Origin of the sequence: Pseudomonas sp. KCJK8993, from assembly GCF_046230915.1 — a bacterium.
In the GTDB taxonomy this organism is placed as follows: Bacteria; Pseudomonadota; Gammaproteobacteria; order Pseudomonadales; family Pseudomonadaceae; genus Aquipseudomonas; species Aquipseudomonas piscis.
The window spans coordinates 1-22,522 of record NZ_JBJJLO010000030.1; the positions used below are offsets into that span (position 1 = coordinate 1).

23 protein-coding genes, 1 tRNA gene and 5 pseudogenes are annotated in these 22,522 nt (G+C 59.5%); 9 read left to right on the forward strand and 20 right to left on the reverse strand.

Annotated elements, in window-relative coordinates; all coding sequences use genetic code 11:
- The 3 genes and pseudogenes from ACK6AU_RS12250 to ACK6AU_RS12260 all read left to right on the forward strand — a co-directional run.
- Positions 1 to 398, forward strand: a 398-nt coding sequence (locus tag ACK6AU_RS12250; RefSeq protein WP_409299478.1) for a hypothetical protein, incomplete at its 5' end; no start/stop codon positions are given.
- Positions 399 to 628: 230 nt separating this feature from the next.
- Positions 629 to 1,052 (forward strand): annotated as a pseudogene (locus ACK6AU_RS12255) (SOS response-associated peptidase family protein); the annotation flags it as partial.
- Positions 1,053 to 1,287: 235 nt separating this feature from the next.
- A complete protein-coding gene (locus tag ACK6AU_RS12260; protein WP_409299500.1) occupies positions 1,288 to 1,815 on the forward strand; it encodes a DUF4189 domain-containing protein in 528 nt (175 codons plus the stop codon).
- Between the two features lie 192 nt (positions 1,816 to 2,007).
- Here the strand turns inward: ACK6AU_RS12260 and ACK6AU_RS12265 are convergent.
- Positions 2,008 to 2,343 (reverse strand): annotated as a pseudogene (locus tag ACK6AU_RS12265) (hypothetical protein).
- 18 nt (positions 2,344 to 2,361) lie between these two features.
- Positions 2,362 to 2,772: pseudogene (locus tag ACK6AU_RS12270) on the reverse strand (lysozyme).
- A gap of 66 nt (positions 2,773 to 2,838) precedes the next feature.
- On the opposite strand from ACK6AU_RS12270, the pseudogene ACK6AU_RS12275 reads away from it, so the two are divergent.
- Positions 2,839 to 3,336, forward strand: a pseudogene (locus ACK6AU_RS12275) (tyrosine-type recombinase/integrase); the annotation flags it as partial.
- Between the two features lie 76 nt (positions 3,337 to 3,412).
- On the opposite strand, the gene ACK6AU_RS12280 reads toward ACK6AU_RS12275, so the two are convergent.
- The 9 genes from ACK6AU_RS12280 to thrS all read right to left on the reverse strand — a co-directional run bounded on the left by ACK6AU_RS12280 (position 3,413) and on the right by thrS (position 10,876).
- Positions 3,413 to 3,489: transfer RNA gene (locus ACK6AU_RS12280), tRNA-Pro, on the reverse strand.
- An 88-nt stretch (positions 3,490 to 3,577) separates the two neighbouring features.
- Positions 3,578 to 3,934, reverse strand: a complete 357-nt coding sequence (locus ACK6AU_RS12285; RefSeq protein WP_007920509.1) for a MerR family transcriptional regulator — start codon at positions 3,932 to 3,934, stop codon at positions 3,578 to 3,580.
- A complete protein-coding gene (gene ihfA, locus ACK6AU_RS12290) occupies positions 3,915 to 4,217 on the reverse strand; it encodes an integration host factor subunit alpha (protein WP_002553164.1) in 303 nt (100 codons plus the stop codon). Before ihfA ends, ACK6AU_RS12285 begins: the two co-directional genes overlap by 20 nt.
- A gap of 3 nt (positions 4,218 to 4,220) precedes the next feature.
- Complete coding sequence (pheT, locus tag ACK6AU_RS12295) at positions 4,221 to 6,599, reverse strand: phenylalanine--tRNA ligase subunit beta (protein WP_409299479.1); 2,379 nt, start codon at positions 6,597 to 6,599, stop codon at positions 4,221 to 4,223.
- A gap of 35 nt (positions 6,600 to 6,634) precedes the next feature.
- Entirely contained in the window at positions 6,635 to 7,651 is a 1,017-nt protein-coding gene (pheS, locus tag ACK6AU_RS12300; protein WP_068585791.1) for a phenylalanine--tRNA ligase subunit alpha, read from the reverse strand.
- A 109-nt stretch (positions 7,652 to 7,760) separates the two neighbouring features.
- Positions 7,761 to 8,117, reverse strand: coding sequence for a 50S ribosomal protein L20 (gene rplT, locus ACK6AU_RS12305; protein ID WP_016963673.1), 357 nt, complete (start codon positions 8,115 to 8,117; stop codon positions 7,761 to 7,763).
- Between the two features lie 30 nt (positions 8,118 to 8,147).
- Positions 8,148 to 8,342 carry a 50S ribosomal protein L35 gene (gene rpmI, locus ACK6AU_RS12310; protein ID WP_002553160.1) on the reverse strand — a complete coding sequence of 65 codons (195 nt, stop codon included), beginning with the start codon at positions 8,340 to 8,342 and terminating at the stop codon, positions 8,148 to 8,150.
- A gap of 60 nt (positions 8,343 to 8,402) precedes the next feature.
- Positions 8,403 to 8,954 (reverse strand): translation initiation factor IF-3, encoded by a 552-nt coding sequence (gene infC, locus ACK6AU_RS12315; RefSeq protein WP_176719736.1) that lies wholly within the window; start codon positions 8,952 to 8,954, stop codon positions 8,403 to 8,405.
- The gene (thrS, locus tag ACK6AU_RS12320; protein WP_185701724.1) at positions 8,954 to 10,876 is read right to left on the reverse strand and encodes a threonine--tRNA ligase; all 1,923 of its coding nucleotides are present in this window, start codon (positions 10,874 to 10,876) and stop codon (positions 8,954 to 8,956) included. The genes infC and thrS overlap by 1 nt, the downstream gene beginning before the upstream one ends.
- 377 nt (positions 10,877 to 11,253) lie before the next feature.
- On the opposite strand from thrS, the gene ACK6AU_RS12325 reads away from it, so the two are divergent.
- Together ACK6AU_RS12325 and ACK6AU_RS12330 are read left to right on the forward strand one after the other, a co-directional pair.
- On the forward strand, positions 11,254 to 11,553 hold the full coding sequence (locus tag ACK6AU_RS12325; RefSeq protein WP_185701723.1) for a hypothetical protein: 300 nt from the start codon (positions 11,254 to 11,256) through the stop codon (positions 11,551 to 11,553).
- A 291-nt stretch (positions 11,554 to 11,844) separates the two neighbouring features.
- The gene (locus tag ACK6AU_RS12330) at positions 11,845 to 12,057 is read left to right on the forward strand and encodes a cold-shock protein (RefSeq protein WP_185701722.1); all 213 of its coding nucleotides are present in this window, start codon (positions 11,845 to 11,847) and stop codon (positions 12,055 to 12,057) included.
- Positions 12,058 to 12,125: 68 nt separating this feature from the next.
- On the opposite strand, the gene ACK6AU_RS12335 is transcribed toward ACK6AU_RS12330, so the two are convergent.
- Both ACK6AU_RS12335 and ACK6AU_RS12340 read right to left on the reverse strand, forming a co-directional pair.
- Positions 12,126 to 12,440, reverse strand: coding sequence for an I78 family peptidase inhibitor (locus ACK6AU_RS12335; RefSeq protein ID WP_409299480.1), 315 nt, complete (start codon positions 12,438 to 12,440; stop codon positions 12,126 to 12,128).
- A gap of 159 nt (positions 12,441 to 12,599) precedes the next feature.
- On the reverse strand, positions 12,600 to 12,905 hold the full coding sequence (locus tag ACK6AU_RS12340) for a hypothetical protein (RefSeq protein ID WP_185701720.1): 306 nt from the start codon (positions 12,903 to 12,905) through the stop codon (positions 12,600 to 12,602).
- Between the two features lie 137 nt (positions 12,906 to 13,042).
- Here ACK6AU_RS12340 and ACK6AU_RS12345 point away from each other — a divergent pair.
- Positions 13,043 to 13,233: pseudogene (locus tag ACK6AU_RS12345) on the forward strand (hypothetical protein).
- A 33-nt stretch (positions 13,234 to 13,266) separates the two neighbouring features.
- Here ACK6AU_RS12345 and ACK6AU_RS12350 read toward each other — a convergent pair.
- The 7 genes from ACK6AU_RS12350 to ACK6AU_RS12380 form a co-directional block, all read right to left on the reverse strand.
- Positions 13,267 to 14,295, reverse strand: coding sequence for a nucleoside hydrolase (locus tag ACK6AU_RS12350; RefSeq protein ID WP_185701719.1), 1,029 nt, complete (start codon positions 14,293 to 14,295; stop codon positions 13,267 to 13,269).
- A gap of 92 nt (positions 14,296 to 14,387) precedes the next feature.
- Complete coding sequence (rbsK, locus tag ACK6AU_RS12355; protein WP_185701717.1) at positions 14,388 to 15,305, reverse strand: ribokinase; 918 nt, start codon at positions 15,303 to 15,305, stop codon at positions 14,388 to 14,390.
- A 24-nt stretch (positions 15,306 to 15,329) separates the two neighbouring features.
- Entirely contained in the window at positions 15,330 to 16,349 is a 1,020-nt protein-coding gene (locus ACK6AU_RS12360) for a LacI family DNA-binding transcriptional regulator (RefSeq protein WP_185701716.1), read from the reverse strand.
- A gap of 3 nt (positions 16,350 to 16,352) precedes the next feature.
- On the reverse strand, positions 16,353 to 17,330 hold the full coding sequence (locus ACK6AU_RS12365; protein WP_185701715.1) for an ABC transporter permease: 978 nt from the start codon (positions 17,328 to 17,330) through the stop codon (positions 16,353 to 16,355).
- On the reverse strand, positions 17,327 to 18,880 hold the full coding sequence (locus ACK6AU_RS12370; RefSeq protein ID WP_185701714.1) for a sugar ABC transporter ATP-binding protein: 1,554 nt from the start codon (positions 18,878 to 18,880) through the stop codon (positions 17,327 to 17,329). Before ACK6AU_RS12370 ends, ACK6AU_RS12365 begins: the two co-directional genes overlap by 4 nt.
- A 55-nt stretch (positions 18,881 to 18,935) precedes the next feature.
- Positions 18,936 to 19,892 carry a sugar ABC transporter substrate-binding protein gene (locus ACK6AU_RS12375; protein WP_409299481.1) on the reverse strand — a complete coding sequence of 319 codons (957 nt, stop codon included), beginning with the start codon at positions 19,890 to 19,892 and terminating at the stop codon, positions 18,936 to 18,938.
- A 269-nt stretch (positions 19,893 to 20,161) separates the two neighbouring features.
- Positions 20,162 to 20,620 carry a hypothetical protein gene (locus ACK6AU_RS12380; protein ID WP_185701712.1) on the reverse strand — a complete coding sequence of 153 codons (459 nt, stop codon included), beginning with the start codon at positions 20,618 to 20,620 and terminating at the stop codon, positions 20,162 to 20,164.
- 340 nt (positions 20,621 to 20,960) lie between these two features.
- On the opposite strand from ACK6AU_RS12380, the gene ACK6AU_RS12385 reads away from it, so the two are divergent.
- On the forward strand, positions 20,961 to 22,049 hold the full coding sequence (locus ACK6AU_RS12385) for an asparaginase (protein WP_409299482.1): 1,089 nt from the start codon (positions 20,961 to 20,963) through the stop codon (positions 22,047 to 22,049).
- A gap of 200 nt (positions 22,050 to 22,249) precedes the next feature.
- Entirely contained in the window at positions 22,250 to 22,519 is a 270-nt protein-coding gene (locus ACK6AU_RS12390; RefSeq protein ID WP_053138153.1) for a DUF1654 domain-containing protein, read from the forward strand.
- Positions 22,520 to 22,522 lie beyond the last annotated feature (3 nt).

Genomic DNA, 22,522 nt, shown 5'->3' on the forward strand with positions numbered 1-22,522 from the left:
ACAGCCAGGAGTTTTACCCCCCAGAAGCGGACCAAAACACGATAGTCGCTCCCGTTTTGGAGAACACCTCCGGCATTTCTCTCAAATCGGCGACGTTCACTATCAAGCTCAATAACGTCATAGAGAACGACAACACGGTCGCGAATGTGCGGTGGTGGAACGTCGATGAGGCCGAGGGGCTACAGGCCATGGAATTCACTTGTGGCCGGATTGATGACCAGGGCAAGGGCTCAGGTACCGCCAAGACTCCTGGATACGCTCGAATCCGGTGGGGCACCATGGCGAACACCGCGCGCCAACATCAAACCTTTACCGTGAGCAATATCTCGCTCACCTTTAATCCGTCGGCCGATACAACGACGGGGGCAAATGACGGGCCAGTTATCAGAGTTGGCTAACTAATCTGCCACCGCGGGGCCCAGAATTCTGGTCCCTGCGGTCGTCCCCGCCTACTTCATTCAACTCGACACCACCCCGATTGCGCGTACAGCGCCCCATCCACCTCTTCAAGCCCGCTGATGTTCAGGCCGAGCGGTGCCATGCCGTCGATCTTTGCATCAACTAGTCTCGGGAAAACATCAGGACCCGGACCACTGTTGAAAATCCAGGCCTGGGTGCAGGAGCGCCCCAGCCTCTAGAGCGCTGCAACACGGCACCAACGATGCAGCTCACCTCCTCCATACTGCCGACGACCAACTACACGCCGACGCTGTCCGATGGAGCTGGAGGCCACACTGGGCAAAGACCGCGCCGCACCGATTAACGCCCGGGTCGAGAAAGTGGCCCACGGGCCTTTCTTCCGCCAGATCTGGCCGCACCGGGCCATATGCCCGATCGATTGATGGCTCGAATGGGTCGACGCAGGAGGCCCAAAGAAGCAGCCCTACCTGATCCAGGGTTCGCCGATATTCTGCACCTCGATTGGACAGCTACCAGATCCGGACGAAGGGGCCGGAGAACATGATGGCTTTGTGATCATCACCGCCGACAGCACCGGAGGCATGGTCGACATACACAACCGGCGGCCAGTGGCCCTGGCATCTGAACTGGCCTAGGAATGGCGGCCGCAATCGATACCGGCAATGGGCCATTAGCTTATCCGTCCTATGTTGACCGGCGCAGTTGGCATACCAAACTATTTTTCTGAACGACCTTACGCAGCCGAGGACAATAGCCCTCAAGGCGATCAGCGTTTGGTTCTACATCCCGGAACACGGGGGAACGCATCGGGTGAGTAGTGCGCAAACACGAGCCCTGTGTGAAATTGAGGTGTATATGAAATCGTCTATGTTCGGCACTGTACCGCTGCACTGGGCCCATGTGCTTTTACTATTGGCCCTTGCCTTTCCGGCAATTGCAGAAGCGGAGGGGAGATGTCCTGCGGGGCAATATCCCATCGGCGATCAAGGGGTTGGCGGCTGCGCTCCGATCCCAGGCGCTGGCGGGAGCTCCCGCGAGCAGGAGCCCGCCGGGCAGTGGCATAAGACCTGGGGCGCAATCGCTTCATCTGGAGCAACCGCAGATGCTGGGGTTGCCGTCAACAGGCCCAGCAAGGAGAGTGCCGAGAAGTTGGCCTTGTCCGATTGCAGCAGGCGGGGGGCGACTGATTGCAAGGTGATTTTTACGTATCGAAACCAATGTGTCGCGTGGGTAGTTCCCAGCAGCCAGGACGGGCCGTCCCGCTCTGGCCTGGGCAGTGCCAAAGACCCTGAAGAAGCCCGCATGGTGGCTCAACAGTCATGTGTCGACACGGGAGGCAAGGCTTGCCAGGTGGTATACGAAGACTGCACCAAACCTGTGTATGAAGCGTTTTGAGGGTGAGTAATTCGTGATTGCCGGTCCCCAGCTTTCTTGCTGGAACCGCAGATGCAGTCGAGCTAGTTCGTTTAGGTCAACATCCCCGCGCACTACTGCGATAAGAATAGTGGCGAGGATTGTCTGAAGGTACATATCGGCGGGGACAGCGGCCGGGTTAGATGTTGACGCAACGGGCCCAACCGCTCTTTTTCACTTCGTTGAAACAATTTCGTTGACGTAGCTCTGGCAGGCCGCCAGGGCGATCAGTCCTTGGTCACCGTCACCGGTGATTCCGACAATTCGTTGAGCTGCCGCTGGCACCGGCGGTGGCTGGCGATCCTCCAAGGCCCGGCGGGCGTCCTGCTTCTCGCCCTGCCAATTGATTACCGCCGTAGCGGCCTGCTCGCGGTCCGAGCTGTACGTCTAGGCCTGCTCAGCCAGGGCCTGGCCGTAGGCGTTCGCCGGCCAGGACCAGGCCAGCCAACCGCCCAAGGCGAGCACCAGCAACAGGGCCAGGACTGGCAACAACCAGCCCGGGGCCTTCATGCCGCCTCCAGGAACAGCTCACGCTCTGCCACACGCGGACGGCGTCAGGCCCGATAGCACTTTCCCACCCGTTTTGTGCCAGAGCAGGAACTGCTCTGCGGCTCCGGCATAGTCGCCAGCATTGAGCAGGCGATGGAGCGTCGACGATTCCAGATTCGCTGAGCCCATGTTGCATGGTGAAGCTCATGGGGGCGTCCCACTGGTTCTGTTCAGCGGTGTAGTGATCAGTCGCTGCACCTCAGGCTCGAAGCGCCGGACATCATTGAGCAACATGCACTCGGCCTGCTCCTTGCTGATCGACATGCCCGCCTCAACGCCACGGGTTGTGCCGTAGCCGATAGTCCAGACACCGACGGCATCTTGGTAGGCTTGCAGGCGCAGGCCGTCGAATGACTTGATCAGGCTCAAGCCGCGTTGCGACGTACGCATTGGTTTTTCCTCCAGGCACAAAAAAACCGCCAGATGGCGGTGATCTCGATTATTTATGTGTCAGCTCGTGGGGTTATCCTCAACATGCGATTCGATGGGGTTCGGGAAGGGTTTCTGTATGTGGTGCAACAGAAGACGGCCAAGGCCAGCGATGCAGCATGGATTCGGTTCAAGGTGACCGAGGAGCTGCAGACCGTGATCAGCCGGTGCCGGGACGACATAGTCTCGCCTTACCTGATCCTCCGCCGACCTGACCGCAAGAAGCAGAAACAGGAGCAGACGAAGGACCACTGGACGCAGGTCGAAGAACGATATTTGACGCGAGCCTTCAAGGAAGCCCGGGAAGCGGCGGGTTGCTACAAGGGATGGAAAGAGGAGGAAATGCCTGGCTTCCATGAAGTGCGGGCGCTGTCGCTGCACCTGTATCAGAAAGCTGGGAAGGATGGTCAGAAGATAGCCGGCCATGCCAGCGAGACCATGACCAAAAACTACCAGAAGGATAATGCTGAAATCGTCTGGTCGGAGGCGATTCCCGACCTTAATATCAGCGAAATCACGGGGTAGTTTTGCGCGGGTTTTGCGCAGGCACAAAAAAGCCGATCAAGAGATCGGCTTAAGTGTCTGATTTTACTCAGGAATATGGTCGGGACGGAGTGATTCGAACACTCGACCCCTAGCACCCCATGCTAGTGCGCTACCGGACTGCGCTACGCCCCGACTAGGCGTGAAACCTGTTTCACTTCTCAGGAAACGCTGAGGAATATACCGCAACCTTTTGAAAAGTGGAAGTATTTAAAGCAGAGAATTATTTCTTGAGTACTACGAGCACATCTTCCAGTTCGGAGATCATCTGACGGATCAGTTGCTTGTACTGAGTGGTATCGTCTTTGGCTTCATCCCCGGAGAGGCGTAAGCGCGCACCCCCGATGGTGAATCCCTGGTCATAAAGCAACGCGCGGATCTGCCGGATCATCAGCACATCCTGGCGCTGATAATACCGGCGATTTCCGCGGCGTTTGACGGGGTTGAGTTGAGGAAACTCCTGCTCCCAATAACGCAGCACATGCGGTTTGACCGCACAGAGCTCACTGACTTCACCAATGGTGAAGTAACGTTTACCCGGAATGACCGGGAGCTCGTCGTTATGACTTGGTTCCAGCATAAGCCTCAACTCGGGCTTTCAACTTCTGCCCTGGACGAAAGGTGACGACTCGGCGAGCCGTGATCGGGATTTCTTCACCCGTCTTCGGGTTCCGACCAGGACGCTGGCGTTTATCCCGAAGATCGAAGTTACCGAAACCGGACAATTTGACCTGTTCGTTATCTTCGAGAGCGTGCCTGATTTCTTCAAAGAATAGCTCGACCAATTCCTTGGCCTCGCGTTTGTTCAGGCCCAGCTCTTCGTAGAGACGTTCGGCCATTTCAGCTTTCGTCAGAGCCCCCATACGTCACTTCCTTAGCGTGGCGTTCAACCTTTGTTCGAGCGAGGTGAGGATGTTTTGCGTCGCTGAGTTCACCTCATCGTCATTAAGAGTGCGCGATGGATGCTGCCAGGTCAAGCCAACGGCAAGGCTTTTTCTATGAGGATCAATACCTTTACCCTGGTACACGTCAAATAGCCTGAGATCGGTCAGCCACTCGCCCGCATTCTCGCGAATCACCTCCAGGACCGCACTGGCGGCAACGTCACGATCTGCCAGCAGGGCCAAGTCACGACGCACTTCAGGGAAGCGCGACAGCTCGTGGAACTTCGGCAAACGACCATGGGCCACTTCGCTCAGGACCAGTTCGAACACAAAAACCGCGCGATCCAGTCCGAGCTGCTTGGCCAGCTCCGGATGAATGGCTCCCAAGTAACCGACTTCACGTCCCTCGCGCTCGATGCGCGCTGTCTGGCCCGGGTGCAGCGCAGGGTGCTTGCCCGGTACGAAAGTGAACGCATCCAAGGCGCCGGCAAAACCCAGCACCGCCTCTACATCCGCCTTGACGTCAAAGAAGTCCACGCTATCGCGGCCTTGGGCCCAACCTTCAGGCAACCGAGTACCACAAGCGATACCTGCCAGCATCTGCTGCTGTTTCAGGCCTTCCAGCTGACCAACGAACCGCAGGCCGCTTTCGAACATGCGGACGCGATCCTGTTGACGGTTCAGGTTGTGCTGAAGCGCCTTGACCAGGCCTGGCCACAGGGACGAGCGCATGGCCGCCATGTCGGCGGAAATCGGGTTGGCCAGCAGCAAGGGCTCGACGCCAGGGCTGAACAGTTCGAACAGTTTCGGATCGATGAAGCTGTAGGTGATGGCTTCCTGGTAACCACGAGCCACCAGCAAGCGCCGCAGTGCCGGCAAGTCGCCCCGCGCCTCGGCCTTGGCCTGTGGAGCCAGGCGGGCTTGCGGATAACGAACCGGCAGGCGGTTGTAACCGTAAAGGCGTGCCAGTTCTTCGATCAGATCGACCTCGAGGCTGATATCGAAACGATGACTCGGGACTTCAACACGCCACTGCCCTGCCCCATCGGCAGCTACCGTCAGACCCAACGCGGTGAGCAAACGCTCGACCTCGGAACCTTCGAGTTCCATGCCCAGCATTTGACTGATGCGCTCGGCCCGCAGGGTGACAGGCGCCACCAATGGCAGATTTTGCTCGCTGACGGTTTCGATGATCGGGCCGGCTTCACCGCCGGTGATTTCCAGCAGCAGGCCAGTAGCACGCTCCATCGCCTCACGGGCCAACTGCCAATCCACGCCACGCTCATAACGATGGGAAGCATCGGTATGCAGGCCGTAGGAACGGGCTTTGCCAGCCACGGCGATCTGGTCGAAGAACGCGCTTTCCAGGAATACATCGCGAGTCTTGGTGGTGACGCCGCTGTGCTCACCCCCCATCACACCAGCAATCGCCAGGGCGCGGGTATGGTCGGCGATCACCAGGGTGTCGCTGCGCAGGGCCACTTCCTGACCATCGAGCAATACCAGCTTCTCGCCCTCTTCGGCCATGCGCACACGGATGCCACCGTTGATCTCGGCCAAGTCGAACGCATGCAGCGGCTGCCCCAGCTCAAGCATCACGTAGTTGGTGATATCCACTGCGGCATCGATGCTGCGAACTTCAGCACGGCGCAAGCGCTCGACCATCCACAACGGGGTCGGCTTGGACAGGTCCACGTTACGGATCACCCGTCCCAGGTAACGCGGGCAGGCTGCCGGCGCCAACACGTCAACTGGACGCACTTCATCGTGCACCGCAGGAACTGCCTTGACTTCCGGTCGCTGCACCTTAGCCGCATAAAGGGCACCAACTTCGCGTGCAATACCGGCCAACGACAGGCAGTCACCGCGGTTAGGGGTCAGGTCGACCTCGATACTGGCATCGTCCAGGCTCAGGTAGGCACGAATGTCCTCACCCACTGGCGCGTCAGCCGGCAACTCCATCAAGCCGTCGTTGCCTTCGCCGATCTGCAGCTCCGCCTGGGAACACAGCATGCCGTTGGATTCGACGCCACGCAGCTTGGCCTTCTTGATCTTGAAGTCGCCGGGCAACTGGGCACCGATCATCGCGAACGGAACCTTCAGGCCGGGGCGTACGTTCGGCGCACCACAGACAACCTGGAAAGGCTCGGCTCCGTTGCTGACTTGGCAGACCCGCAGTTTGTCGGCATCAGGGTGCTGCTCGGTGCTTAGTACCTCCCCCACCACCACACCGCTGAAATCACCGGCGGCTGGCGTAACACTGTCCACCTCAAGGCCGGCCATGGACAGACGAGCGACCAGTTCGTCGCGACTTACCTGCGGGCTAACCCAGCCACGCAGCCATTGTTCACTGAATTTCATCCTGCTCTCCTAATAGATTCGTTACGGACGCGCGACTAGCGAAATTGCGCAAGGAACCGCAAGTCGTTGTCGAAGAACAGGCGCAAGTCATTGACACCGTAACGCAGCATGGCCAGGCGCTCGGCGCCCATGCCGAAGGCAAAGCCCTGGAATTCTTCCGGATCGATCCCGGACATACGCAGCACGTTCGGGTGAACCATGCCGCAACCCATCACTTCCAGCCATCCGGTCTGCTTGCAGACGCGGCAGCCTTTACCACTGCACATCACGCATTCCATATCGACTTCAGCGGACGGCTCGGTGAATGGGAAGTAGGAAGGACGGAAACGCACAGCCAGTTCCTTCTCGAAGAACACCCGCAGGAACTCCTCGATGGTGCCCTTCAGATCGGCGAAATTGATCCCGCGATCCACCAGCAGGCCTTCTACCTGATGGAACATCGGCGAGTGGGTGATATCGGAGTCGCTGCGATACACACGGCCTGGGCAGACGATGCGGATCGGCGGCTGCTGCGACTCCATGGTGCGGACCTGTACCGGCGAGGTATGGGTGCGCAACAACATGTTCGCATTGAAATAGAAGGTGTCGTGCATCGACCGGGCCGGGTGGTGGCCTGGGATGTTGAGCGCTTCAAAGTTGTGATAGTCGTCTTCGACCTCAGGGCCTTCGGCAATGCCGTAGCCAATATGGGTGAAGAACTGCTCGATACGCTCCAGGGTCCGCGTGATCGGATGCAGACCACCAGAGGTCTGGCCACGGCCCGGCAGGGTTACGTCAATGCACTCGGCGGCGAGCTTGGCGCTGAGTTCCGCCTCCTCGAAAGCCGCTTTGCGAGCATTGAGAACCTCTGTTACACGCTCCTTGGCAACGTTGATCAGCGCACCGACTTGCGGGCGCTCTTCGGCTGGCAGGTTGCCCAGGGTCTTCATCACCTGAGTCAGCTCGCCCTTCTTGCCAAGGAAGTGAACCCGGATCTGTTCCAGGGCATTGATGTCTTCTGCGTGTTGCACGGCCTCAAGTGCTTGAGAAACCAGCGCATCCAGGTTTTCCATGTACAGACTCCAGATACAAAATAGGGGAAGAGCTTGAAGGCTCTTCCCCTATTTATGACGTTTAACACCAGAGCCCACGAGGGTGGACCCGGATGACTGTCGGGGGTACTTAAGCCAAGGTGGCTTTAGCTTTCTCGACAATCGCAGCAAACGCCGCTTTTTCGTTCACTGCCAGATCAGCCAGAACCTTACGGTCGATCTCGATGGACGCCTTTTTCAGACCAGCGATCAGACGGCTGTAGGACAGGCCGTTGGTACGAGCACCAGCGTTGATACGAGCGATCCACAGAGCGCGGAACTGACGTTTTTTCTGACGACGGTCGCGGTAGGCGTATTGGCCTGCCTTGATTACCGCTTGCTTGGCAACACGGAATACGCGCGAGCGAGCGCCGTAGTAGCCTTTAGCAAGTTTCAGAATTTTCTTGTGACGCTTACGGGCAATGACGCCACGCTTTACACGAGCCATGAGTTACTTCCTCTATTCTTGATCCAAAAATTAACGAAGGCGCAGCATGCGCTCGACTTTTGCCACGTCAGACGGATGCAGCAAGCTGCTACCGCGCAGTTGACGCTTACGCTTGGTCGACATTTTGGTCAGGATGTGGCTCTTGAAAGCGTGCTTGTGCTTGATACCGTTAGCAGTTTTCAGAAACCGCTTAGCAGCACCGCTTTTGGTTTTCATCTTTGGCATGTTCGGATACTCCGCATTCAATTGATAAACATAATCAGAAGGCCTGCCGTGCCCTGTTGATTACTTCTTCTTTTTCGGGGCGATGACCATGATCAGCTGGCGTCCTTCCATCTTAGGATGCTGTTCGACCGAACCGTACTCTTGCAGGTCAGTTTCAACCCGCTTGAGGAGTTCCATCCCCAGCTCCTGGTGGGCCATCTCACGGCCGCGGAATCGCAAGGAAACCTTGGCCCTGTCCCCGTCACTCAGGAAACGTACCAGGTTGCGTAGTTTTACCTGGTAATCCCCTTCCTCCGTCCCTGGACGAAACTTGATTTCTTTAACCTGAATCTGCTTCTGGTTCTTTTTCGCAGCAGCAAGTTGCTTCTTCTTTTCGAAGATCGACTTGCCGTAGTCCATCACCCGGCAAACAGGTGGGACTGCGTCGGCGGAAATTTCCACCAGATCCAGTTTGGCTTCTTCAGCTATACGAAGCGCTTCATCAATCGAGACGATGCCAATCTGCTCGCCGTCAGCGCCAATTAACCGAACCTCGCGTGCCGAGATATTCTCGTTGATCGGGGCTTTCGGTGCAGCTCGTTTATCTTGTCTCATATCACGCTTAATAATAATTACTCCGAATCTTGGCGACCACGCCGGGAAACCGCTTGTGCGAGCAACGCCGAGAACTGGGCGACAGGCATCGAGCCCAAGTCTTCACCTTCACGGGTACGCACAGCGACAGTCTGCATCTCGACTTCCCGATCTCCAATAACCAAGAGATAGGGAACCTTGAGCAAAGTATGCTCGCGGATTTTAAAGCCGATCTTTTCATTTCTCAAGTCGGACTTGGCACGAAATCCGCTTTGGTTGAGGGTTTTTTCCACCTCAAGGGCGAAATCGGCCTGTTTGTCGGTGATGTTCATGATCACCGCCTGGGTTGGCGCCAGCCAAGCCGGGAACACGCCTGCGTAATGCTCGATCAGCATGCCGATGAAACGCTCGAACGACCCAAGGATCGCGCGATGCAGCATGACCGGGCGAACACGGCTGTTATCTTCGGCGATATAGCTGGCATCCAGGCGCTCTGGAAGGTTTGGATCGTACTGCAGGGTACCACACTGCCAGTTACGACCCAGGCAGTCGCGCAGGGTGAACTCGATCTTCGGGCCGTAGAACGCGCCCTCTCCCGGCTGGTATTCCCATTCCAGGCCAGACTCGTTCAAGGCATCGGCCAAGGCACCCTCGGCACGATCCCACAGCTCTTCGGAGCCCACGCGCTTGGCCGGGCGGGTCGACAGCTTCATGGCGATGTCGCTGAAGCCGAAGTCCTTGTAGACGTCCAGGGTCAGCTTGATGAAGTCGGCGGCTTCTTTCTTCACCTGTTCTTCGGTGCAGAAAATGTGCGCATCGTCTTGTACGAAGCCACGCACGCGCATGATGCCATGCAGGGCGCCAGATGGCTCATTGCGGTGGCAGGCACCGAACTCGGCCAGACGTAGTGGCAGGTCACGGTAGGACTTCAGGCCTTGGTTGAACACCTGCACGTGGCATGGGCAGTTCATCGGCTTGACCGCGTAGTCACGGCTTTCCGAGGACGTGGTGAACATGTTCTCGGCGTAGTTGGACCAGTGGCCGGAACGCTCCCAAAGAATACGGTCGACCACTTGCGGAGTCTTGATCTCGAGATAACCGTTTTCGCGCTGCACATTACGCATGTACTGCTCGAGCACCTGGTAAATGGTCCAGCCGTTGGCGTGCCAGAACACCATGCCTGGCGCTTCTTCCTGCAGGTGGAACAGGTCCAGTTGCTTGCCGATCTTGCGATGGTCGCGCTTTTCGGCTTCTTCGATACGCTGGATGTATGCCGCCAATTGCTTCTTGTCGGCCCAGGCAGTGCCATAGACGCGCTGCAGCTGCTCATTCTTGGCATCGCCGCGCCAATAGGCACCCGACAGCTTGGTCAGCTTGAAAGCCTTGAGGAAACGCGTGTTCGGCACATGTGGACCGCGGCACATGTCAACATATTCTTCGTGGTAGTACAGACCCATGGCGGTTTCGTTGGGCATGTCTTCCACCAAGCGCAACTTGTAGTCTTCGCCACGGCTCTGGAACACATCGATGACTTCGGCACGCGGAGTCATCTTCTTGACGACATCGTAGTCCTTGTCGATCAGCTGCTGCATGCGTTGCTCGATGGCAGCCAGGTCGTCCGGAGTGAAGGGACGCTCATAGGCGATGTCGTAATAGAAGCCTTCGTCGATCACAGGGCCAATCACCATCTTGGCGGTCGGATACAGCTGCTTCACCGCGTGGCCGATCAAGTGGGCGCACGAGTGACGAATGATCTCCAGTCCCTCTTCATCTTTGGGGGTGATGATCTGCAAGGTGGCATCGTGTTCGATCAGGTCGCAAGCATCGACCAGCTTGCCGTCGACCTTGCCGGCCAGGGTGGCCTTGGCCAGGCCAGCGCCGATCGAGGCGGCGACTTCGGCTACGGATACGGCCTTGTCGAACGAACGTTGACTGCCATCGGGAAGAGTAATAGTGGGCATGGCGCCTCCTCTCCTAGTGGTGACCCCTACCAAAGGTCACGTGGGTTGGGATGAGCCAGTACAAGATCCGCCCTGCCTTTCCCACGGGAAAGCCTGCCTCACAGTGGCAGAGACCTTTCGGCCTGCCAGGGACGAACCAGAGTGACTGGAATTCAAATCAAAAAAGGCATCGACCGCGAGGGACAGTGAAACACCCAAAGCCTGAAAACACCCAAGCGGCGCATGCTAGCACAGAAAAATCACAATCATCGCGTGGCGAACTTCGCAAGTTGCAGTTTCCGGTCTTTTATTGAAGAAAGTGAACTTGGCATGTACGCCAGCCCTCAAACACCCCGAGAATCGTCGTCTTTGCTACCGACTTCAGGAGAAATCGCCCCATGCGCCTCAACAACCTGCTTGCCCTAGCCGCTCCGTTCGCCCTGCTGCTGCCCCTGAGCGCCCAGGCCGCCTGGCCAGCCGGCACCCGTGCCGACTACATGAAGGACTGCACTGCAGCGGCCAGCCAGAGCATCGATGCCAAAAGCGCCGAGCAGCATTGCGCCTGCGGTGCCGAAAAACTGAATGAAAAATTCACGACCGAGGAAATCAAGGAACTGATGAGCAAGACCAAACAACCCAGTGCCGACCTACGCACCCGGGCACTCGACGCCATCGCCGCATGCCGGGTGACGAAATAACCCGACACTACCAGGAACGAGCCGCGTCGATGTTAGCCAAGCAGGCTGAACGCGGCCTTCCGACACTGGAATACAGCTTTTACGGTTTTTTTATCACCGTATGTTTTTCTGCAGGAGCCCCTTAAACCGGGGCCTGTAGCCAGCCCAAGCAGGAAAACTCACCAGCGCATCAGGCAAACAGCCTCCACAGGGGGCTCCCAAGCCGAACATTTCGACTATGATAGCTCGGTGTGCCCAGTTGGCCTGAGCAACACAGCACTACTGAAAATATATGTTTCTTGGAGATACACCATGTCTAATCGCCAAACCGGCACCGTAAAATGGTTCAACGATGAAAAAGGCTTCGGTTTCATCACTCCTCAAGGTGGCGGTGACGACCTGTTCGTACACTTCAAAGCTATTGAATGCGACGGTTTCAAAAGCCTGAAAGAAGGCCAAACCGTTTCCTTCGTGGCTGAGAAAGGCCAAAAGGGTATGCAAGCTGCACAAGTTCGCCCTGAGTAATTTCTCAGCGAACTAAAAACCCCGTCCATGTGACGGGGTTTTTTGTGGGCAAGTAAAACCTGCAGTCTTTAGCCGCAATTGACCCGGGTGATCACCAGGTCGGCGTCGGTATTGAGGTTCAGGCGATCAGAGCGATATTCCAACGTGATCATGTCGCTGGGCTTGAGGAAGCGCGCATACTGCGCGCCAGCGCGGGTACGGGCTTGCTCGAGCAGCTCCGCGGAGGCCTTCTTGCCGACGGCGAATTCGGCGGCGGTTGCTTCACAACGAGTATGCCCAGCCTCGGCTGCAGCCACGGGTTCCTTGGTCGACCCATCGGTACTGCAACCACTCAGGACTGCCACGGCCAACAAGGTTGCGAATGAAGCGAACTTCCAAGGCATGAAGCCTCCTTTTAAAAATGTACAGAGATCGTGCGACAGTCAATTTTGCGTTTGGTTGCAAAACGAAATGGCATTTTGCCCCATCGCACGCGGCGGACAAGTCTGCCTCAGCCAACCTGCCGGTTTCAGCGGACAATCGTCACTGGATATGAATGACGCTCAGTAGATATCGATGTAGTCGAATGCCGGCTTCGGCCAGTTCTGCTTGAGCGCATTGAGGACCTGCATCACCCAGGCCTCATCGCTAGCGGCCACCTCCCCTACGTAACCGGAGCCAGCAGCCCAGGTCTCCAGGCGAAACAGCACGCCATCGATCTGGGCTCCGCCCACCACTCCCGAGGAAATATAAGCGATACCGGCCTTGCTCACGCGCAACTGGGTGTGGACCTTGTCGCTGGCCGAAGCCAGCAATTGGCGTACCGCTTGCGGAGTCAGGGCATCAGGCTGGGTCAGGTCGATTTGCACAGGGGCGTCCTTGAGCACGGAAAAGCCGCAGTGTCGCACAGCCCTCGCCTGATGCCTAAGTCGCGGTGCGCCAACCAGGACGACAGGCTTAACTCCGCAAGCTTACCTGCCCTCTTCCCTAGAACCAGCGAGACTGCATGCCCATCGCCGACATCGACGCCGACATCAAGGCCAGATGGCCCCAGGGCCAATTCACCTATAGCCCTGCAAGCCCGGAAGAACTGGCGATCATCGGCGTCGACCTGCTGGTCAGGGATCTGAGGGTGGGGTCGGCCTTGGCGTTCATGGAGCGGTATTCGAGAAATACCCGGCAAGCCGTCGGGACTAGAGCCCCGCAGGCAGGTGCCTGCGGGGGCGATGCTTACTTCAGGCGAGCCAGGCGCTCGGTGAGCAGGTCGAAGAAGCCCTGGGCATTGCCGTTCTCGACCCAGAACACGTTCTTAGGCTGCTTCAGGCCGTCATACCAGTCCACGATGGTCTGGCCGAAGGTAGGACCTTCGCGGCTGTCGACGACCATGTTGGCCTGACGCCCGGTGAACAGCTCTGGCTTGAGCAGGTAGGCGATCACGGTCGCATCGTGCACCGGGCCACCTGGAATACCGTAGTGTTCCATATCGCCCTTGACGTACTCATTGAGGATATCGCCCACCACCTTGCTGGCATTGTTGTTCAATGCCGCGATCTTCTGCAGGCGCGCATCGCTGGTCAGGATCTTGTGGGTGACATCCAGCGGCAGGTAGGTCAGCTTGACGCCACTCTTGAGCACCACTTCGGCGGCCTGGGGATCGGCGTACAGGTTGAACTCCGCCACCGGAGTGATATTGCCGCCGTTGAAGTGCGCCCCCCCCATGACCACCACCTCCTTGATGCCCTGGGTGATGTCGGGAGCCTGGATCAGCGCCAGCGCCAGGTTGGTCTGAGGGCCGAGCATGGCGATGGTGATGCTATGGGGCTTGGCCGCCCGCAACGTGTCGATCAGGTAGTTGATCGCACTGCCCTTGGCCAGGGGAGCCTTGGGCTCATGCACCGTGACCCCGGAAATACCTTCCTTGCCATGGATGTTCTCGGCATAGATGGGCGTGCGCAGCAAAGGCGTAGGGGCACCAGCGTACACCGGAACCTCCTCGCGCCCGGCCCACTCACGCGCCAGGCGCGCATTGCGCGAGGTCTTGTCCAGGCGCACGTTGCCGGCCACGGTGGTCAAGGCGCGGACATGCAGCTCCTCGGGCGACGCCAGGGCGAATAACAGGGCCACCACATCGTCGGCCCCCGGGTCGGTATCGATGATCAGGTCGATCTTTTCCGCCGCCTGGGCGCCGGTAGCAGTGAGCAAAGACAAGAGCAGTAGACTCCGGAACCAGTGGTGGAACAGCTGAGCATAGCGGCGCATAGCGCACTCCTTGTGCAAAGTGGGAAAAAACCGGTTGGCGACCTAGAAAGTCACGCCGGCGATCAGGGCGATGTTGAGCAAAGGGGTCTTTTTCATGCGGGAATGAACGCCTCGACGTCGGACTGCGTGGGAATGGAAGGCTGGGCGCCGGCACGAGTCACTGACAGAGCCGCCGCCACCTGGCCGAAACGGATGGCCTCGGCCTCGCTCTTGCCGGCCGCCAACGCGGCCGCGAAGCCACCGACGAAGGTGTCCCCCGCCGCCGTGGTATCGATGGCCTGCACCTTGGGCGCCGGAAACTGCTCGAAGCGGCTGCCATCGGCGAACAATGAGCCCTGGGCACCCAAGGTGATGATGACCTTGCCGGCACCCGCGGCGAGCAAGCGGCTGGCCGCCTGCTCGGCGCTTTCCAGCGAATCGACGACCACGCCACTGAGTGCGCCGGCCTCGCTTTCGTTGGGAATCAGGTAGTCGATCCAGGCATACCAGTGTTCCGGCAACGGCCCGCTGGCTGGCGCCGGGTTGAGAATCACTGTCTTGCCCAGCTCACGACCGCGCTGGAGGCTATAGCCCACCGTGGCCAGCGGCACCTCGAGCTGGCAAATGATCACCTCGGCCTGCTGCAATACCGCGTCCACGGCCGCTACCTTCTCGGGCACAAGCTGGCCGTTGCCACCGGCAACGATGACGATGGCGTTCTGGCTGCTGTCATCCACCACGATCAGGGCCACGCCACTGGAACCCTCGACCACGCTAACGGCCTGGCAATCGATGCCCTCGGCGAGCAACGCATCACGCAACTGCACGCCATAGGCATCGTCACCCACGCAGCCCACCATCGCTACTTCCGCGCCCAGCCTGGCTGCCGCCACCGCCTGGTTGGCCCCCTTGCCGCCGGACACCGTGGCGAAGGACTTGCCCGCCAGCGTCTCGCCCCCCCGAGGCAGGCGCTCGGCCCGGGTCACCAGGTCCATGTTGAGGCTACCCACTACCACTACTTTTGCTGGCATACATCGATACTCAATCAATAAGGTTCAGCGGTATTGCACAAACGCGCCAGCGACGGGCGCGGTCGATTCCCGCAAGACGAGACTCGGCGTGACGATGCGCTGGTCCAGCGGCAGGTCCCGCGTGGCGATACGGCGCAGCAACAGCTCAGCCGCGGTCTCGCCCAGCTGCAGGATCGACTGACCCACGGTGGTCAGCGCCGGATAGACATAGCGGCTCAACAGGATGTCGTCGAAACCGATCACCGACAATTCGCCGGGCACGCGGATATTGCGCTCCGCCGCAGCGCGCAACACGCCGATACCCATCATGTCGTTGGTGGCGAAGATCGCGCTCGGCGGACTCTCATCCAGCAGCTGCGCCGCCGCCAGGTACCCGCCGGTGCTACTGAAATCGCTCTCCAGGATGCGCCGTGCCGGCACCTCGACCCCCGCCTCGCGCAACGCCTGGTGAAAGCCCGCCAGGCGCATCTGGGTCACGCTGGTATTGGCCGGGCCGCCCACACAGGCGATGTCGCGATGCCCCAGCTCCAGCAAATGCCGGGTCGCCAGGTAGGCGCCGTACTGGTGATCGATGCGCACCAGGTCGGCATCCACGCCCTCCAGGCCACGGTCGACGATCACCATGGGCGTACGCACCCCGACCAGCCCTTGGGCCAGGCCGCTGTCGCCACCGACGGAGGTCACGATCAGCCCGTCGATGCGTTTCTCCAGCAGTACCCGCAGATAGTTGCGCTGCTTGTCCGGATCATCGTCGGAGTTGCAGAGGATCACGCAATAGCCATTGCGCTCGCAGTAATCCTCGATACCCCGAGCCAACTCGGCGAAGTACGGATTGAGACTGTTGGGCACCAGCAAACCGATGGTGGCGGTGGTCTTGGCCTTGAGCGAACGAGCCACCGCGCTGGGCACGTAGTCCAGGCGCTGGATCGCCGCTTCGACCTTGAGCCGCACTTCTTCGCTGACCGGCCGTGTCTTGTTCAGTACATGGGACACCGTGGTGTAGGAAATTCCCGCCAGCGCTGCCACATCCTTGATTGTTGCCATGAGTCAAACCCGCCGGTTGGAGCGCTGGCTGCGGTAGGTATCGAGCACCACGGCAATCACGATGACCGCACCGGTGATGATGCGCTTGGTCGGTTCGGTTGCGCCGATTTGCGCAAGACCTGCAGCCAGCACGGAGATGATCAAGACGCCGAAGAAGGTGCTGATCACCGAGCCGCGCCCGCCCATCAGGCTGGTGCCGCCGATCACCACCGCAGCGATGACCTGTAGCTCCAGGCCGGAGCCCGCGTTCGGGTCAGCCGCCTCCAGGCGGGAAATCTGGAACAGCGCAGCGATGCCCGCCAACAACCCCATCAGGCTGAATACCAGGATCTTGTAAGGCTTGGGATTGATTCCCGCCAGGCGCACTGCCTCTTCGTTGGTGCCGATGCCGATCAGGTAGCGACCGAACACGGTGCGGGTCAGCACCGCCTGGGCCAGGAAGATGATCAGCAGGGCAATGATAAACGACGGCGAAATGCCAAAGGCAATCGGATTCGACAGCCAGGCGAAGGCGTCGCCGATATAGGCCGTGCGCGAACCGGTCATCTGGTAGGCCACGCCCCGGGCCATTTCCAGCACCCCCAGGGACACAATGAACGACGGGATGCGCCAGGCCACAGTGATCGAGCCGGTGAGGGTGCCGGCCAGCGCGGCACAGGCCATGCCCAGCAGGGCCGCCGGCACCACGCTCCAGCCCCAGCCGAGGATCGCCACGCTGACAGTGGACGCCGCCAGGGCCAGCACCGAACCTACGGATAGGTCGATGCCGCCGATGATCAGGACGAAGGTCATGCCCACCGCCAGCACCATCAGGTCCGGGATCTGGTTGGCCAGGGTGCTGAAGGTGTCGTAGGACAGGAAGTGGCTGCTGAGCAGGGAGAACAGGACGATCATCCCCAACAATGCCCCCGCCAGCCCCAGGTAGGTGCCGAGGCCGTAATACTGGCCGCCTCGCTTGCCGCTTGCAGGTGCAATTTTCATGATGCATTCCTAGGCGCCGCTTCATTGAGCAACGCATCTCGTTTTTGATAGCCGGCGAACGCGGCGGCAAGCAATTCGTCCTGGGTCCAACTGTCGCGCTCGAAGGTATCGATCAACCGTCCAGCCGACAGCACGCCGATGCGATCGCAGATCAGCATCAATTCCCGCAGGTCGCTGGAGACCACCACCAAGGCCTTGCCCTGGCGCGTCAGTTCACCCAACAGGCCATAGATGTCGAACTTGGCGCCAACGTCGATACCACGGGTCGGCTCATCGAACAGCAGCACTGAGCAGTCGCGCTCCAACCACCGACCGATCACCACCTTCTGCTGGTTGCCGCCGGAGAGTTCGGACACCAACTGCGCCGGACTGGAACTGCGAATCCGCATCGCGTCGATCTGCCGGCGCGCCAGCTGTTCTTCATCCTCGGCATTGACCAGGCCGCCGCTGGAAATCGCTGGCATGTTGCCCAGGGCGATATTCGCGCTGATGGACTGGGTCAGTAGCAGGCCCTCGCCCTTGCGATCCTCGGTGATCAGGGCAATGCCGTTGGCCACCGCGTCCACCGGGGAGCGGATGCTCACCGTCCGCGCCGGAGCGCCCAGGGCAATGCTGCCGCTGTCGGCGATGTCGGCGCCGAAGATCAGGCGCAGCAACTCGGTGCGCCCTGCCCCGATCAATCCGGAAATACCGAAGATCTCGCCGCTGCGCACCTGGAAGGACACATCGCGGACCCTGTCCGCACGACTGAGGTTGCTGACGGTCAGCGCCGGCGCGCCGATGTTGCGCTCGCCCAGGTCGATATGTTCGCCCAGCTCGCGCCCCACCATCAGGTTCACCAACTGCTCGCTGTTGTAATCGGCCATCGGCTCGACGCAGACCAGGCAACCGTCGCGCAGCACGGCAATGCGCTGGGCCACCCGGGCCAGCTCTTCCAGGCGATGGGAGATATAGATGATCGATACCCCGCGGGCCTGCAGCCGGGTGATTTGCTCGAAGAGCATTTCCACCTCGCGAGCGGTGAGCATCGCGGTCGGCTCGTCGAGGATCAGCACATGGCAGTCGCCGATCAGGTTGCGGGCGATCTCCACCATCTGCTGGTGGCCGATCCCCAGTTCACCCACCAGGGTGTCGGGATCGATGGCGTCCAGGCCGACCTGGGCCATGGCCTCGATCGCCGCCTTGCGCAGCTGCTTGCGGCTGATCCAGCCGCCCTGGCTGGGCAGGTTGTGGAGGAACAGGTTCTCGGCCACCGACAGGGTCGGCAGCAGGTTGAGCTCCTGCATGACCATGCGGATGCCCAGCTCCTCGGCCTGGGTACGACTGCCCGGGCGGTAATCCTGGCCATTGAAACGCATATGGCCGGTGGTGGGGCTGACCAGACCCCCGATGATCTTCGACAAGGTACTCTTGCCGGCGCCGTTCTCGCCGGTCAGCGCCAGCACTTCACCACGCAGCAGCGTCAGGTCGATACCGGTCAGTACCGGTTGCGCATAGGTCTTGCCGATAGCGCTGACCGAGAGGACAGCATTCGCAGCGGAAACAGGCATAAAGACTCTCCATGCGCCCATCCGCAGGATGGGCGCCGTTGTACCGCCGGGAGGATTACTTGGTGACCAGTTCGACCGGAGTTTCGATCACGCCATTGGCGCCGCTGTCGACCTTCTCGCCCTTGAGAATCTTCAGCGCGGCCTCGATGCCGAACACCGCCTGCTTGGCGGCGAACTGATCGGCGGTGGCCAGGACCCGGCCATCCTTGAGCATCGGCTTGATGGCATTGATGTTGTCGTAGCCGACCACTTGCACCTTGCCGGCCTTGCCAGCGGCGCGCACCGCGGATACCGCGCCCACGGCCATGCTGTCGTTACCGGCCAGCAGTGCCTTGAGGTTCGGGTATTCGCTGAGCATGGCCGCGGCGACACGGTTGCCCGCGTCGATCTCCCAGTCACCGGACTGCAGGGATACTACCTTGATCTGCGCGGCCTCCATGGCGTCCTTGAAGCCAGCGGTACGCTGTTGGGCGTTGGTGGTGGTGGAGACACCTTCGATGATCGCCACTTCGTCCCCGGCCTTGAGCTGCTTGGCCAGGTATTCGCCCACCAGGCGAGCGCCCTTGCGGTTGTCAGGACCTACGAACGGCACGCTGATGTTCTTGCTCTTGAGCACGCCGGGGTCGAGTTGGTTGTCGATGTTGATCACCGTGATCCCGGCATCCGCCGCCTTCTTGATCACCGGCACCATCGCCTTGGAGTCGGCAGGCGCGATCACCAGCGCATTGACCTTGGAGACGATCATCTGCTCGACGATGCGGATCTGGTTGGCGGTATCGGTTTCATCCTTGATGCCGTTGGACACCAGGTCGAAGTCGGACGGGTGTTCTTTCTGGTAGGCCTTGGCACCGTCTTCCATGGTCAGGAAAAACTCGTTGGCCAGGGACTTCATGACCAGGGCGACCTTGGGTTTCTGCGGGGTATCGGCATAGGCCGAAGAGAGGGGCAGCGCTGCACAGGTAGCAGCCAGGACCGCAGCAGCGAGTAGACGTCCAGCAAAGGGCAGCTTCATGGGTTCACTCCGATCTTATGATTATTGTGGGCAACGCTTGCATGGCATGCGGAACCAGGTGCCGGGTATCGCTAAACGGCCTGGAGGTTCGGAAAAGATAGTCGATTATCCTTGCCGGAATTCCGCGCAAACGTTTGCGTAAGGCGAACTATGCGAACCAGAATGGGGTTTGTCAATGATGTTCACAGCGTGGGAAGGCCATCGACGCACAGGGCGGCCGATAGCTAAAAAGAGGTAGCCGCCCAGTGCCCGGCACTGGGCGGGCACGATCAAGCGGAGGTATTCACCAGCTTGCCGGAGGAGCCTGACTCCTTGGCCAGTTCACGCACCAGGTTGCCCGAAACTTCAGCCAGTGCGGCGTTGGTTTGCGCGACCTGCCCCTGGATGGCCATGACGGCGGTCTGCTTGGCCTCGGGGGTCGGATAGCTGGCGGCCTGGGCAGCGGCCAGCTGCTGTTGCTGCTGCTTGAGCTGCTCTTGCAGCTCCTGCATGCGCTTGAGCAACATCTTGACCGCGATGCTGTGAGTGTCGCCCTCGCCACCCGCATCGCCATTCTCGGCCTTTTCCGCCTGCTTGGCCGAGCCGACGCGCAAAGTACCCGGGTCTTCAGTGCCCAGCGCTGCCGGAGCACCCTCGGCACTGGCGTCGCTCAACGCATTGATGGTCGCGGGCGACTTGCCATTGATCAGAATAGCCCCCGGCCCTGGAAATCCGACTGACAGCGACATGTGAACTCCTAGTTAAAAAAAATCCTAAAAGACTCATCGACCGCTTCAGAACAATCTTTAATTCATGAGCGAAAAGCCCGCGCACGGCTTTCGACTGTCGCTTTCGGTTTGCCGAACATCACACCCGCAAACGTTCGGAAACCCGGACAGATGCTTGTCAAGGCTCGTCAAATATAGAAATAAAATTGATATAAATCAGTAACTTAAAATAAATATCTGGCCAAGGTAGCGCTGGTACAAATCCTGCTCAACCTGCGGTGCCCTGCCGCATACAGATCTGCAGCCGAGGTGTTTCTAGATGAACCTGCATCAGCACTGTCTCACTACTAGAGAGAAAACAATGAAATCTGCCTTCAAAACCTTCGTTCCGGGCGCTTTGGCCCTGCTCATGCTCCTACCCGCAGCCCTGCAGGCCAAGGAAGCTGAAACCCAACAGAAACTCTCCAACGTGGTAATCCTCGCCACCGGCGGCACCATTGCCGGCGCTGGCGCCAGCGCCGCCAACAGCGCCACCTACCAGGCAGCCAAGGTCGGCATCGAGCAACTGATCGCCGGTATTCCCGAGTTGAGCCAAGTGGCCAACGTCCGTGGCGAGCAGGTGATGCAGATCGCCTCGGAAAGCATCACCAACGAAAACCTGCTGCAACTGGGCCGCCGCGTAGCCGAGCTGGCCGACAGCAAGGACGTGGACGGCATCGTCATCACCCACGGCACCGACACTCTGGAAGAGACCGCCTACTTCCTCAACCTCGTGGAAAAAACCGATAAGCCAATCGTCGTAGTCGGCTCCATGCGTCCAGGCACCGCCATGTCGGCGGACGGCATGCTCAACCTGTACAACGCCGTATCCGTGGCCGGCAACAAAAACTCCCGGGGCAAAGGCGTACTGGTGACCATGAACGACGAGATCCAATCCGGTCGCGACGTCAGCAAGATGATCAACATCAAGACCGAAGCCTTCAAGAGCCCATGGGGCCCGCTGGGCATGGTGGTGGAAGGCAAGTCCTACTGGTTCCGCCTGCCAGCCAAGCGCCACACCATGGATTCGGAATTCGACATCAAGAACATCAAGAGCCTGCCTGACGTAGAAATCGCCTATGGCTACGGCAACGTCAGCGACACCGCCTACAAGGCCCTGGCTCAAAGCGGCGCCAAGGCCATCATCCACGCTGGCACCGGCAACGGCTCGGTATCTTCCCGCGTGGTACCGGCCCTGCAGGAGCTGCGCAAGAATGGCGTGCAGATCATCCGTTCCTCCCACGTCAATGCCGGTGGTTTCGTACTGCGCAACGCCGAACAACCTGATGACAAGTACGACTGGGTCGTGGCTCATGACCTGAACCCGCAGAAAGCCCGCATCCTGGCCATGGTCGCCCTGACCAAGACCCAGGACAGCAAGGAACTGCAACGCATGTTCTGGGAATACTGATTCCCACTGCTCGACCGGCCCCGGTCGAGCAGGCTTGCCGCCACTCGCCCGCCCGGGCGAGTGGTCCTTGATTCCAGATCACTCCGCTTCTTCTCCCACCTTAAAAATTTCCGGCAGCCATGAGACAAACGCGCAAAGCGTTGTCAGAAGAACTTCTTGAATTTTAAGCAGTTGCGAAATTTCCTACAGTTAAATACTGTATGCACGTACAGCTTAATAAGGATTGTTCCGTGGCCTCATCCCAAACACCCCTCAGCTCCTATGAACGCCTGGGTGTGCGCATCCAAAAGATCATCAACTCTCCTACCGCCCAAAAAGCCAAGGCTGCCTTGATCTTCCGCCTCGCCGATGAACCCCAGGACGAATGGGAACGCCTGCTGGAAGAGATCGCCGAAAACGACAACGTCACCCTCGCCTATCGCGACGATGGTGGCGTGCAGATTTTCTGGGTCGTGCCGAAGGAAGATTGAGCT